The following is a 13,301-nucleotide window of genomic DNA, read 5'->3' on the forward strand; positions in this document are numbered from 1 at the left end:
TTTCGCGTGCGCCCTGGCACGCACCGTCTCGCCACCCTGCAGGTCCGCTGAAATCGAGATGACGATCGCGATGGAAGACCTCTGCCAATACGCTGACCGCCCGTTCGCCTTCGTCGGCCGCTACCTGAAGCGCCGGTGGCTGCCCCACCTCGTGATCCTCGTCGCGGTGCTCGGCGCCGTCGGCTTCTCCGTCTCGACCGATTACGCCCTCAAGGGCGTCGTCGACGCCCTCAGCAAGGGGCCGGATGCGGGGCTGATCTGGGGCGCGCTCGCGGTGCTCATCGCTTTCATCGCGGCCGACAACATGCTCTGGCGCGTGGCGAGCCTCGTCGGCTCCTTCACCTTCGTGGGCGTGACCGGCGACATCCGCCGCGACCTGTTCCGGCACATGACCGGGCACTCCCCCTCCTTCTTCGCCGACCGGCAGCCGGGCACCCTGGCCTCGCGCATCACCGCGACCTCGAACGCGATCTTCACGGTCGAGAACATGTTCGTGTTCAACGTGATGCCGCCCTGCATCGCGGCGCTGGGCTCCCTCGTCTATATCGCGACCGTCAACGTCACGATGGCGCTGGTCCTCGCCGGGATCTTCGGCAGCGTCGTGATCCTGATGTTCAAGATGGCGGCGGCCGGCAAGCCGCTGCACCACGACTTCGCGGCGAAAGCCGCGAGCGTCGACGGCGAGATGGTCGACCTCGTCGGCAACATGCCGCTCGTGCGCGCCTTCTCCGCCTTCAAGCGCGAGTACAAGCGCTTCGACGGCACGATCGGCGTCGAGATGCGCTCGCGCCGCTCCTCGCTCCTCTACCTCGAGAAGCTGCGCATCGTGCACGCGGTGCTGACCGTCCTCGCCGTGCTCGGCCTGCTCTACTGGGCGATCACGATGTGGGAGGCGGGCCAGGCGACGAACGGCCAGGTCGTCCTCGTCTGCACGCTCGGCATCCGCATCCTCGCGGCGACCCGCGACCTCGCGGTGGCCCTCGTCGATGCCACCCAGCACACCGCCCGCCTGTCGGAGGCGCTGCACACCCTGCTGCAGCCGCACGACCTGATCGACCACCCGGAGGCGGTCCCGCTGACGGGTCACGCCGCGCAGATCGACTTCGAGCATGTCGCCTTCGACTACCCGGACGGCCGCCCCGTGTTCTCGGATTTCGACCTCGCGATCGAGCCGGGCCAGCGCATCGGCCTCGTCGGCAGGTCGGGCGGCGGCAAGTCGACCCTGTTCTCGCTGCTTCAGCGCTTCTACGACGTGAAGGGCGGCGAGATCCGGATCAACGGCCAGGACATCAACCGCGTCACGCAGGAATCCTTGCGCGAGGCGATCACGGTGGTGCCGCAGGACGTCTCGATGTTCCACCGCTCCCTGCGCGAGAACATCCGCTACGGGCGGCCCGAGGCCACCGACGAGGAGGTCTGGAAGGCGGCCGAGGCCGCGCATTGCACCGACTTCATCAACGCGCTGCCCGAGGGCTTCGACACGATCGTCGGCGACCGCGGCGTGAAGCTCTCCGGCGGCCAGCGCCAGCGCATCGCCATCGCCCGCGCCATCCTGAAGGACTCGCCGATCCTGCTCCTCGACGAGGCCACCTCGGCCCTTGACGCGGAATCCGAGGAGGCGATCCGCCACGCGCTCGGAAACCTGATGAAGGGCCGCACCGTCATCGCCATCGCGCACCGGCTCTCGACCCTCAAGGATTTCGACCGGATCGTGGTGCTCGAGGGCGGGCGCATCGTGCAGGACGGCTCGCCCGAGAAGCTCACCCATCTCGACGGCTTCTACCGGGAGCTGATGAAGAAGGAATCGCTCTCGCTGGCGCTCGCCGCCGCCTGAGGCGGCAGCGTCCGGGCCGGCTCCTGCGAGGAGGGGCGGCGCCTTACTCCACCACCACCTTGTAGCCCTGGCCGGCCTTGAGGGCGGCGCCCTTTTCCAGGCCGTTGAGCACGAGGAAGCGCTCGAGCGCGCGGTCCGGCACCGCCATGCGGCGCGACAGCTCCTCGGCGCTCTCGGAGGGCGCCGGCATCACCTGGAGGCGCAGCGGCTTCAGCGTGCGGGCCTCGTCCGGATTGAGCGTCGCGAGGCTGCCCGTCCAGCGCCGGAAGGCCGGGTCCGGGTCGGTCGCGCCCTTGGCGGCCATGATCATCCGGAACACGGTGTCGCCGACGCGCAGCGCGGCGAGGCGGAAGGTCCAGTCCTTGCCGCGGGAGAGGGCGGTGGCGCCCGGATACCCGGCGATCGTGCGGGTCTCGATCGAGCCGGGCTCCAGCGTGTCGTTCCAGGTCGCCTTCAGCACCGCGTCGAGCCCCTGGTCGGCCTTCGCCTCCACCTGGTCGAACAGCAGGCGGCGGCTGCCCTCGTTGGTGGTGCCGAGCACCGCGTTGCGGGTGTTCTCGATCGAGAACCCGTCCGGCACCTCGAAGGCGATGCCGAGGCTCGGATGGACGAAGCGGCGCCCGCGCACCACGCCCTCGCCGGGGTCGTCGCCGTAGGCGATGCCGTCCACCGCCGCGAGGTAGCGGGCGCGGTCGTCGCTGCCGAGCCCCGGCGCGCCGATGCGGCGGGCGGCCCGGGTGACGAGGGTGACCCGCTCGGCGGTCGCCGGGTGGGTCGCCAGCATGTCCGGCTCGCCGGGTCCCCCCGAGCCGGCCTTTAGGGCGACGGTGCGGTTGAGCGCCGAGAGGAAGCGCGCGGCGGCGAAGGGATCGTAGCCCGCCTTGGCGAGGGTGCGCACGCCCGCCGCATCGGCCTCCAGCTCCTGGTCGCGCGAGAAGCGGGCGAGGGCGAAGCGGGACTGGTTCTGGAGCTGGGCGCCCGTCGCCGGGTCGTTCAGCACGTCGGCGACGACGCGGCTCACGAGCTGCGAGCGCAGCTCCAGCTCCGTGCGGGCGCTGGCGTGGTTGAGCGTCACGTGCGCGATCTCGTGGGCGAGCACCGCGGCGATCTCGGAGGTGTCGCTGGCCAGCGCCACGAGGCCGCGCGTCGCGTAGAGGCGCCCGCTCGGCAGGGCGAAGGCGTTCACGACGGGCGAGTCGAGGAGCGTGACGACGTAGGTCTGGTCCGGGCGGTCGCTCGCCTTGACGAGGCGGTCCGTGACCTCGGTCAGCAGGCGCAGGGCCGCGGGGGCGCGGTACTCGCCGCCGAAGGACGCGACGAGCTTGGCGTGGTCCGCGTCCGAGGTCGCGCGCTCGCGCCCCGTGGTGCGCGGCGCCTCGGCCGGGACCGTCACGGCGGCCGGCGTCAGCACGGCGCCCGTGTGCTCGCCGGCGCAGGCCGCCAGCGCCCAGGCGAGGATCGCCAGGGCTGGCCCGGCGCGAAGGCGCGCGCGCAGGCACGGCGCCCTCCGGCGCGCAGCCCCCGATCCGGCTTCCAGCAAGACCCCGTCCATGCCCGTCTAGCGCCGCAGCGCCCGCTCCCTCTCCGGACCCGCCCCCGGCGGCTCCGCCCCGTCCGTCTTCAGGCCCCCGATCTCCAGGCCCCCGATCTCCAGGACCTCGATCATCTCGGCGCTCGCGATGTCGAGGACCGGCCCGCGCCAGATCTCGACGATGCCCCGCACCCGCACGAGGCGTCCCGTCCGCCCCGATGCATGGAAACCATGTTCCTGCAGCCGGCGCCAAGTGCGTTTCGACACGGTCACCGTCAGGCCGTCCTCGCCGCGGCGCACGAAGTCGAGATAGGTGCGCGAGGCCCGCTCCCCGACATTGCGGATGCGGCCCTGCGCCACCACGAAGCGGCCGGCCTCGGCCCGCAGCCCCGGACCGTCCTTAGCCTCCCGCACGGGACGGCGCCAGACGCCGAGCCCGCGGCCGCGGGCGGCCTCCTCCAGCCGCAGCAGGGCGGGGCGGCAGAGCACGTCGCCCTCGCCGGCATCGACATGGGCGAGCCCCGCCGCGACGAGGCCGCCCGCGAGGTCGGCCGCCTCGTCCGCCAGCGCGGCGTCGATCCGCACCCGGCCCCAGCGGTCGGCCTCGCCCCGGACCACGACCTCGAGGGGCCGCCCCAGCCGGGCCGCGAGCCAGGATTCGGCGCCGGCCGCGACGGAAGCCTCCTCCGGCCAGCGGAGGGAGCCGAGCACGGCGCGGGTGCCCGAGGCGAGCACGATCTCGCCGCGGGCGCCGATCGCCTGCAGCGCGTCGCGGCGGGCCGGCGCGGCGCGGCACTCGGTGGGGCCGAGGCGCGGCGCCGCCAGCGCGGGCAGGCCGGAGAGGGCGGCGCCGAGGCAGGCGCCGGCGCCCCATCTGCGGCTCCCTGCGCGGTCCCCCCGGCGGCTGGTCACTGATGCGCTCATCGGTCGAATCCAGAGCGCAGAATCGTAGCGGAATCCGGGCTGCCGGGGGCGCAGACGCGGCAATTTCGCGGGCTTGCGGCCGGGGCGACACACAGAGGGGCAGGGCCGGGGCGGAGCGTGCGATTCCGGACTGTGACGAAATGTTTCTCGTACCAAAGTTGTAGTGTGTATTTTTATACACTTTCGGGTAGAGTGCCGCGCATGTCAGAGCTGCCGGAAGCCGCCATCCTCGCATCCCTGTCCACCCGCGCAGAGGTGCCTGTCCTCGATGCCTGGTGCGCGGAAGAGATCGACAAGGCCGCGAGCCTCCTCGACGGCTATGGCGAGCGGGCGATGGCGGCGACGATGCGCGGGATCGGGCTCCTGCATCGGGTGCGCGCGCTGGAGCTCGGGCTGCGCGGCATCGCCGAGTGCGCGACGGCGGAATTGGGCGGCCTGACCCACGAGTGAGCATCGCCCCGGCGCTCACGTCGCCCGGTTGGCCTTGCCGGGGGATGATGGTAAGGACGACGCGGTTCAGTCTCCGTAGCTCAGCTGGACAGAGCACAGGTTTCCTAACGTCAAATTGGGCGTCGCGCCGGGAAACCGCGCGACGGATCCGCTCAAATTCGGGGAACGCTCACGGCGCGTCGCGCCCTGCCGATCCCGAGCCAAGCCCGACCGGGTCTCCGGTCGGGAAGGTGTAGAGACTAGACGGGCGGCGCCTAAGGGTTCCCGGTGGGCCTAGGGCGAAGGGATAGTCCAGACCACGAACGCCCGCGGGCGGCGGCGAAAGCCGAGGTGGTATGAAACCTGGGGTCGCAGGTTCGAGCCCTGCCGGGGACGCCAGCCCTCTCCAAGGGCATCGGGAAACGGCCTCCCGCGACGCCGGTCCCGGTCTTCGCCGGATCGGGACGCTCCCGATCCAGCGCCGCGAGCCGATGGGCCCCGCCCGCCGAAGCTGAACGGGAGCTGCCGGCACGCTTCAGCCTCCGTGCACCCGAGCCCCGCCATCCTGTCCTCGACAGCTCGGCAAGAGCCGGCTGGGCCACCGAGACCGGGCACCGACCCATGATGCCGGCCTCCTCGCATGTCAGGGGATGGGCGATGAAGACGATTGCAACTCTCGCAGCAGCCGCTCTGGTCACGGCGGGCGCCCTCGGGGCGCCTCAGGCCGAGGCCCGGGGCCGCGGCGGCGCCCTCGTGGCCGGTCTGGTCGGCGGCCTCGCCGCCGGCGCCCTGATCGGTGCGGCCGTCTCCGAGGCCCAGGCCGCCCCGGCCTACGGCCATGCCCGCCCCGAGCCGTACGGCTACGGCTACGCAGCCGCTCCGGTCGTCCGCGGCGAGGTGTACGAGGACGCCCCCGTCTATCGCACCGAGCGCGTGGTCCGAACCTACGAAGCGGTGCCGGACGGGTACGGCTACCGGCCCGCCGGGTACCGATGGCGCCGGCATTGCGACAGGCCGCACGGCTACCGCGAGTGGTAGCCGCCGGGCGCAGGACGGTTCGAGGGGAGGCGCGCCGCCTCCCCTCCGGCCCACCGCGCCCGGGCAGACGCCGACCTGTCCCTCCGCTCCCGATACCAAGCCGTCAGCCACACCGACGCGCGTCCCGGCATCCGGGCGCTCGGAACGCCCTAGGGTTGTGGTGGTTAGATGATGCTACTTTCAGGAGTGTGAGTATGGACCTCTGGCAGCTCATCGAGCGCGATCACGAGAATATCGCGCACCTCATCCGCGACATCCCCTACGCCCTGAACGGGTCCGGCGTGGTGCGAAGCCGCGAGCGACTCCTCGGCAACCTCATCGACGAATTCGAGGCGCATTCCGCTGCCCTGGAGGGGGCGCTCTACGCGCCGCTGCGCCGCCACGAGGCGACGGCCGGGCTCGTCGACGCGCTGCACCGCGAGCACCGCACCGTCCTCAAGGGGCTCACCGCGCTGGCTCGCCGGCGGTCCAGCACGGCGGGCTGGCTCGACGCCTTCGAGGACGCGACCTTCCACCTCGACCAGCACCTGCACCGGCATGGGCACGAATTGCTGCCCGCGGCCCGCACCCAGCTCTCCTCCGAGGCGATCGAGGCGGCGGGGCGAGACTACATCCGCGCGCGGATGAAGGCGCTCAAGGGCCGGCGGGGCGTGCTCGGCCGGCTCGGCTCGGAGGAGGTCGGGCTGATCGCCGTGGTCGGCGCCCTCGCGGCGGGGGTCGGGTATCTCGCCTGGCGGAGCGGGTCGCTCGGGACTTCCGGATCGCGCCGGCACGCCCATTAGGCGGCTGTGCGCCGGCACGCCCATTAGCGGCTGTGCGCCGCTGGGGCCGCGAAAGGCCCCGGCGGGAGAGGGTTCGCGGCCCGTCGCCACGGGCGGGGGAGACGGCGAGCCGCTCCCCCGCTCGGGCGCTCAGCCCCGCTGCGGACCCATCATCGCCTGCATCTTCGAGAGCTGGGAGATGTGGAGGTTGATGAGCGGGAGCGCCCCGCGCGCGATCCGGCGCAGAGCGGGATCCTCGCCGCTCTCCGCGTAGGAGCCGTGGATCGCCAGCGCCTCCTGATGGCCCTGGAGCGAGGCGGACACGAACGTCGCGTCGTATTGCGGGCCGGGCTGCAGGCCGGCGAGCTGCGACAGGATCTGAGCCTTCTGCTCGTCCGACGTCATCCGACCGGGCGCAAGGCCGACGGCCCCGGCCGCCGCGCCGGCGACACCGCCGGCGATCGCCACCGGCGCGGTCACGAGGCCGCCGATCACTCCGCCCGGGCCGGGAGGCGCGCCGGCGATGGGAGCCCCGGCCGTGTAGGGGGCGAGCTTGCGCGAGAGGTTGACCTGCTCGACCACCTCGGCGCGGCTGAAGGTCTTCACCCGGGGATTGCCGGTCTTGTCATGGGCGTCCCGCGCGGTGTTCTCGAGGAACAGGCCGCCCTTGGTGGCCATGTCGAGGTAGACCGGGGTCGGGATGGCGCCGGCCGGCGTCGGCTGCGCGATGGCGGTGCGGGTCACGGCCAGCGCGGCGGTTGCAGTCAGCAGGCCCGTGAGGAAGTCGCGTCGATGCATGAAAGGGGCTCCGGGTCGGGGTTTCCGCATCCGGGTCCTCGGGAACCAGCCGGCATGCCTCAGCCGGAACCGTGCCGTACAACTTATGTTCCTATTTTGATTTGATGCATTTTCAGGTTGTGCCGGGCTCGGGAGAGCGGCCCCGCATTTCGCCCCGTCCGAAAGCGAACCAACCCGTCCGCCGCGCGTATCTCCCGGCGGCCGGCCCGGCATCCGCCGCGGCGGAGCGGAGTGCGACGGGAATGACGGCAGGAACCCTGGGCCCGGCGCCGCGCCCTGCCTCGGCACGGCGGTGGGTGCCGTGGTCCTGGACCGCCGAGCCGCTCCGCCACGCCTCGGCGGTCGCGGCCCCGGGGGCAGGGTTCTGGCTCGCCATCGCCGCCCTCGTCGCCCTCGACGCGGCGTGGCTGGCGGGCTCGCGGATCGCGGTCGCGCCGGCCGGCTTCGCCGCCTGCGCCGCCGCCATCGGCGCCCTGCTCGCCGCCGCAATCGTCTGCGGCACCGTGCGCTCGGAGCCGAGCCTGCGCGGCATGGCCCTGGCCAGCGCCTGCCTCATCGCCGTGACCGTGCCGGCCGCGCTGCTGCACTACCTCGCGGCGAGCCTCGCGCTGCCGCTCCGCGACGCGGAGCTCGCCGGGATCGAGGCGGCCCTCGGCTTCGACTGGCCGGCCTATATCGGCTTCCTCGCCGACCATCCCACGCTGTCGTGGTGGCTCGCCCTGGCCTACCATTCGAGCGGGCCTCAGGTGGCGCTCGTCGTCATCGCCCTCTCCGCCGCGCGCCGTCTCGGCCGCCTCTGGCGGTTCGTCCGCCTCTTCTCGGCGACCCTCCTCGTCGTCATCGCCGTCTCGGCCGTGCTGCCGGCGGCCGGCCCCTACGCCCATTACGCGCCGCCTGCGGTGCCCGCGAGCCATCTCGAGACGGTCGGCGCCCTCTGGCACCTGGAGCCCCTGGCCCGGCTGCGGGCCGGCACGCTCGGCAGTCTCGCGCTCGGCGACATCCGCGCCCTCGTGACCTTCCCGTCCTTCCACGTCTGCCTCGCCATCCTCACGGCCTGGGCGTTGGCGCCCCTGCCGCTGATCGGCCCGGCCGGCCTCGTCCTGAACGCGGCCGTCATCGTCGGCACGGTCGGGGCGGGGGGCCACTACCTGCCCGACACGCTCGCCGGGGGCCTGCTCGCCCTCCTCGCGCTGGCCGCCTCCCGCAGGCGCCGCTCCGCTGCCGGGGAGGAAGTCTCACGAACGCGTGAGCGTATCGCCGCCGGCCGGCCGAAACCCGCCGCCGCGGGGAGGCCCGGCAAACTTGAGGCTGTCCCGTCCGTGTCCCGTGACGCACAGAGGCAACCGTAAGTCTCGATTTCTGGCTAGCATGCGACCTGTGGCAGTTGTGGCACGCTTCCCCGGTGCGTATTACGTATTCGGTTTGGCGTGCGGTGACAAAAACACGCCAGAACCTTAAGCGTAGGCGCGCCGGGCGCAGGGTTCACGATCCGGCGCGCGGCGGACGTGACGGGATTTCCATGGCAGGCCAGAAGACCGACGATCGGGATGCCTATATCGGGCAGCGCATCGCCGAGGAGCGCCGGCGCGCCTCCCTGACCCAGCGCCGCGTCGCGCAGAGCTTCGGCATGTCGGCCGCTCAACTCCAAAAATACGAGAAGGGCACCAACCGGATCAGCGCCGTCCACCTCGAGATCTTCGCGCGGATGACCGGCGTGCCCCTGGAACACTTCTTCCAGGGCATGAAGCGCCTCGACGACATCCCCCCGCAGGGCTTCGGCGAGGATAAGCAGCAGGAGATCGGCGGCGGCGACCTGCAGGCCCTCGTCGACGTCCTCGCCCGCCACCTCTCCGAGAACGTGTCGGACGAGACCCGCCGCGACATCGCGGCCGCGGTCCATGCGCTCGACCGCAAGCTGAACGGCTGATCTTCCGACGAAATCGTCCGTTAAAACGGACGCGTTCGCCATTTCATCTTGACCGCCCGCGCGCGCCGGTGCGAGAACCCCGCATCTGCCGACCTCGGGTCAAGCGCCGGAACGCATGGCGCGCCCGCACAAGGGGGTGCCAGCCCATGCCGCGTTCCGATTACCTGTTCACGAGCGAATCCGTCTCCGAGGGCCACCCCGACAAGGTCTGCGACCGCATCTCCGACACCGTGGTCGACGCCTACCTCGCGGCGATGCCCGAGGCGCGTCTCGGCGTCGAGACCCTGGCGACGACGAACCGCATCGTGATCGCGGGCGAGGTGCGCGGGCCCGACTCGGTGACCTTCAAGGATCTCGAGCACCTGACCCGCGAGGCGGTGAGGGACATCGGCTACGAGCAGGACGGCTTCCACTGGAAGAACAACGACGTCGCCATCCACCTGCACGCCCAGTCGGCCGACATCGCGCAGGGCGTCGACGCCGCCGGCAACAAGGACGAGGGCGCGGGCGACCAGGGCATCATGTTCGGCTACGCCGCCGACGAGACCCCGGAGCTGATGCCGGCCCCGATCTTCTACGCGCATAAGATCCTCAAGGACCTCGCCGACGCCCGCAAGGCGCGCGAGGGCGACGCCGCGGTGCTCGGCCCCGACGCCAAGAGCCAAGTCACCGTGCGCTACGCCAACGGCCGCCCGGTCGAGGTGACGCAGATCGTGCTCTCGACCCAGCACCTCGACGACACGCTCGATTCCGCGGACGTGCGCGCCATCGTCGAGCCCTACATCCTCCGGGCGCTTCCGCAGGGCTGGGTCACCGAGGGCACGATCTGGCACGTCAACCCGACCGGCAAGTTCGTGATCGGCGGCCCCGACGGCGACGCCGGCCTCACGGGCCGCAAGATCATCGTCGACACCTATGGCGGCGCGGCGCCCCACGGCGGCGGCGCCTTCTCGGGCAAGGACCCGACCAAGGTCGACCGTTCGGCGGCCTACGCGGCGCGCTACCTCGCCAAGAACGTCGTCGCCGCCGGCCTCGCGGGCCGCGCCACGATCCAACTCGCCTACGCCATCGGCGTCGCCAAGCCGCTCTCGATCTACGTGGACCTGCACGGCACCGGCAAGGTCGACGAGGCGAAGCTCGAGGCCGTGCTGATGGACGCGATGGACCTCTCGCCCCGCGGCATCCGGACGAAGCTCGGCCTCAACAAGCCGATCTACGCCCGCACCTCGGCCTATGGCCATTTCGGCCGCGCGCCGGACGCCGATGGCGGCTTCTCCTGGGAGCGCACCGACCTCGCCGAGGCGCTGAAGTCGACGCTGGCCTGATCGCGGCCCGGGCGGGGCCGCGCTCCCCCCGGATCACCCTGCATCCCCCTCCCGGCCGGGAGGGGGAGCCTGTCGCGCCCGTCCCGATCGGGCGCGCGTACGGAGCGTTGCGTGACGACAACCGGGCGGAGCGCGCCTGAGGCGGCGGAGCGGGCCTTCTTCGGCCGGCGCAAGGGCAAGCGGCTGCGCGAGGGCCAGGAGCAGCGCCTCGCCGATCTGCTGCCGCGGCTGCGCGTCGCCCTGCCGGAGGCGGGCGCCCGCCTCGACCCGGCCGACCTGTTCCCCGGGGCCAAGCGCGAATACTGGCTCGAGATCGGCTTCGGCGGCGGCGAGCACCTCGCCCATCAGGCGCGGAGCCATCCCGAGATCGGCATCATCGGCGCCGAGCCCTTCGTCAACGGCGTCGTCAAGCTCCTGCGGGAGGTGGACGAGGGCGGCCTGACGAATGTCCGCATCCGCGACGAGGACGTCACGGCGCTCCTCGCCGCGCTCCCCGATGCGAGCCTCGCCCGGATCTACCTGCTCTATCCGGATCCCTGGCCGAAGCGCCGCCAGCGCAAGCGCCGCTTCGTCTCGGACGAGTCGCTGCGCGAGATCGCCCGCGTCCTGAAGCCGGGCGGCCTGTTCCGCTTCGCCAGCGACATCGACGATTACGCGGGCTGGACCCTGGTGCGGGCGGCCCGCTGCCCCGGCCTCGCCTGGACGGCGCGGAGCGCCGCCGACTGGACCGCCCCCTATCCCGGCTGGCCGGGCACCCGCTACGAGGCGAAGGCGATCGCGGCGGGGCGGCGGCCGACCTATCTCGAATTCGTCCGGGCCTGACGGGGCGCCCCTCGGTGCCGCTGCACACAGGGCGTTTCCAAGCCTCGCCTTGCCGCTGACCGGCGCTGCCTCCATCTTGGGGCGGTCCGGCACGCCGGAGGACGTCGCGACCTGCTCCGCGGCGGCCGGGCCCTTGCGAGGTAGGATTGGGCGACAGGGCGGATTACCCGGCGGCCGAGGCCGGCGATCTTCACCGCGCGGCCTTCGAGGAGGCGGCGGTCGGGCTCGCGATCCTGTCGCCGGCCGAGAACCGCATCCTCGACGCGAACCGCCACCTGTGCCGCCTGCTCGGCTACGAGCCGGGGCGGCTCTCCGGGCGCTGCCTCACCGATCTCGTCGAGCGGCCCTTCTCCACCGAGGGCGTACAGAGCTGGCTGCGGGCGGACGGGCGCCCGGTCGAGGTGCGCGTCACCCGCTCGGGCGCGGCCGGGCGCACCCTCGTCGTCGCCGCGCTCGATCCCGACGAGGCGGTGCGCGCCGAGCAGAACCGCGAGGCCCTCACCGCGGCCGGCCTCGGCGAGTGGCGCTGGGACGCGGGCAGCGGGCGCATCACCCTGTCGCGGCGCGCCGCCCAGATCCTCGGGCAGGCCCCCGGCCCCTCCATGACCTGGCAGGGGCTGCGGGACAGTCTCGGCGAGGCCGAGCGCGCCCGCGTCGGCGGCCTCGTGCGCGAGGCGACCGAGCGCGGCAGGCCCTACTTCTTCGAGAGCCGCCTCGTCCGGTCGGACGGGCGGGAGGTGATCATCGGCGTGCGCGGCCAGCCCCTCTCCGATCCCGAGGGCGGCCTCGTCGGCATGGTGGGCGTGGTGCAGGACATCACCACCCGCGTCGAGGCCCGCGACGCCCTGCTCGGGCGCGAGCAGCGCCTGCGGGTGGCGGCCTCCCTCGCCCGCCTCGGCATCTTCGAGTGGCACATGCTCGACGACCAGGCGATCTGGGAGAACGAGCGCATGTTCGAGATCTTCGGGCGCACGCCCGAGGACGGGAGCGTGGGCAAGGCCGAGTTCCTCAACGAGGTCCTGCACCCGGACGACCGCAAGGCCGTGCGGGCCGCGATCTCGAGCGCCCTGCGCGAGGAGGGCATCCTGCACGTGTCCGGCCGGGTGCGCCGCAAGAGCGACGGGGCATGGCGCACCATCGAGATGGCGGGCCGCTTCGAGCGCGACGCGCCGAACCGCCTGCCGCGCCGCCTGATCGGCGTCGTCGCCGACGTGACCGACCGGCGCCTCGCCGAGGAGCGCCAGAGCCTGCTCATCCGCGAGCTGCACCACCGGGTCAAGAACACGCTGGCGACCGTGCAGGCCATCGTCGGCTCGACGGCGCGGACCGCCTCCAGCATCGAGAGCTTCTACGAGGCCTTCGTCGGCCGCATCATGTCGCTCGCCCACACCCACTCGGTCCTGACCGAGGATACGTGGCAGACGGCGAGCCTGCGCAGCCTCCTCGTCAACGAGCTGAAGCCCTACGCCGAGGGCGCCATGGAGGGCGCCGCCGACCGCCGCGTCAGCCTGGAGGGGCCGCCCGTCGATCTCGCCTCCGAGATCGCGGTGCCGATCGGCATGGCGATCCACGAGCTGACCACGAACGCCGCGAAATACGGCGCGCTCTCCACCCGCGGCGGGCGCGTCGCGGTGACGTGGTCGCTCCTGCCCGGCGGTCCGGCCGGCATCCTGCGCTTCGAGTGGCGGGAATCCGGCGGCCCGCCGGTCGAGCCGCCGCGCCGCCAGGGCTTCGGCTCGCGCCTGCTGCAGCGGGTGCTGACGACCCAGGTCCAGGCCGAGGTGACGACGGATTACCCGCCGGAGGGCTTCAGCCTGACCATGCTCGCCCCCCTGCCGCCCCGCAACGAGGCCCTCAACCCGCTGGCCTGAAGCGGGCTGCACGCGCCGCGCCGGAGGCGCGGGTCCCTCCC

12 protein-coding genes are annotated in these 13,301 nt (G+C 72.6%); 9 read left to right on the forward strand and 3 right to left on the reverse strand.

What is annotated here, in order from left to right; all coding sequences use genetic code 11:
* Nucleotides 1-70 precede the first annotated feature (70 nt).
* Nucleotides 71-1,834: an ABC transporter ATP-binding protein gene (locus tag J2X36_RS17180; protein ID WP_310352114.1), complete on the forward strand. Its 1,764-nt coding sequence runs from the start codon at nucleotides 71-73 to the stop codon at nucleotides 1,832-1,834.
* Between the two features lie 43 nt (nucleotides 1,835-1,877).
* On the opposite strand, the gene J2X36_RS17185 is transcribed toward J2X36_RS17180, so the two are convergent.
* Nucleotides 1,878-3,386, reverse strand: a complete 1,509-nt coding sequence (locus J2X36_RS17185) for a M48 family metalloprotease (RefSeq protein ID WP_310351910.1) — start codon at nucleotides 3,384-3,386, stop codon at nucleotides 1,878-1,880.
* Between the two features lie 6 nt (nucleotides 3,387-3,392).
* Nucleotides 3,393-4,298: a hypothetical protein gene (locus J2X36_RS17190; protein ID WP_405029809.1), complete on the reverse strand. Its 906-nt coding sequence runs from the start codon at nucleotides 4,296-4,298 to the stop codon at nucleotides 3,393-3,395.
* A 192-nt stretch (nucleotides 4,299-4,490) separates the two neighbouring features.
* On the opposite strand from J2X36_RS17190, the gene J2X36_RS17195 reads away from it, so the two are divergent.
* From J2X36_RS17195 to J2X36_RS17205, 3 genes are all read left to right on the forward strand, one after another.
* The gene (locus tag J2X36_RS17195; RefSeq protein WP_132255311.1) at nucleotides 4,491-4,739 is read left to right on the forward strand and encodes a hypothetical protein; all 249 of its coding nucleotides are present in this window, start codon (nucleotides 4,491-4,493) and stop codon (nucleotides 4,737-4,739) included.
* A gap of 636 nt (nucleotides 4,740-5,375) precedes the next feature.
* Entirely contained in the window at nucleotides 5,376-5,756 is a 381-nt protein-coding gene (locus tag J2X36_RS17200) for a hypothetical protein (protein WP_310351916.1), read from the forward strand.
* A gap of 194 nt (nucleotides 5,757-5,950) precedes the next feature.
* A complete protein-coding gene (locus J2X36_RS17205; protein ID WP_132255309.1) occupies nucleotides 5,951-6,538 on the forward strand; it encodes a hemerythrin domain-containing protein in 588 nt (195 codons plus the stop codon).
* A 129-nt stretch (nucleotides 6,539-6,667) separates the two neighbouring features.
* Here J2X36_RS17205 and J2X36_RS17210 read toward each other — a convergent pair whose 3' ends face one another.
* Entirely contained in the window at nucleotides 6,668-7,315 is a 648-nt protein-coding gene (locus J2X36_RS17210; protein WP_310351919.1) for a DUF4142 domain-containing protein, read from the reverse strand.
* A gap of 242 nt (nucleotides 7,316-7,557) precedes the next feature.
* Here J2X36_RS17210 and J2X36_RS17215 point away from each other — a divergent pair, with 242 nt between their 5' ends.
* From J2X36_RS17215 to J2X36_RS17235, 5 genes are all read left to right on the forward strand, one after another.
* A complete protein-coding gene (locus J2X36_RS17215; protein WP_310351920.1) occupies nucleotides 7,558-8,664 on the forward strand; it encodes a phosphatase PAP2 family protein in 1,107 nt (368 codons plus the stop codon).
* 170 nt (nucleotides 8,665-8,834) lie between these two features.
* Entirely contained in the window at nucleotides 8,835-9,242 is a 408-nt protein-coding gene (locus J2X36_RS17220) for a helix-turn-helix domain-containing protein (protein ID WP_132255306.1), read from the forward strand.
* Nucleotides 9,243-9,388: 146 nt separating this feature from the next.
* Entirely contained in the window at nucleotides 9,389-10,567 is a 1,179-nt protein-coding gene (gene metK, locus J2X36_RS17225; RefSeq protein ID WP_132255305.1) for a methionine adenosyltransferase, read from the forward strand.
* Between the two features lie 111 nt (nucleotides 10,568-10,678).
* Nucleotides 10,679-11,389, forward strand: coding sequence for a tRNA (guanine(46)-N(7))-methyltransferase TrmB (locus J2X36_RS17230; protein ID WP_310351925.1), 711 nt, complete (start codon nucleotides 10,679-10,681; stop codon nucleotides 11,387-11,389).
* Between the two features lie 146 nt (nucleotides 11,390-11,535).
* Nucleotides 11,536-13,260, forward strand: coding sequence for a PAS domain S-box protein (locus tag J2X36_RS17235; RefSeq protein WP_310351928.1), 1,725 nt, complete (start codon nucleotides 11,536-11,538; stop codon nucleotides 13,258-13,260).
* Nucleotides 13,261-13,301: the final 41 nt, after the last annotated feature.

This window comes from Methylobacterium sp. BE186 (assembly GCF_031457035.1).
Lineage (GTDB): Bacteria > Pseudomonadota > Alphaproteobacteria > Rhizobiales > Beijerinckiaceae > Methylobacterium > Methylobacterium segetis.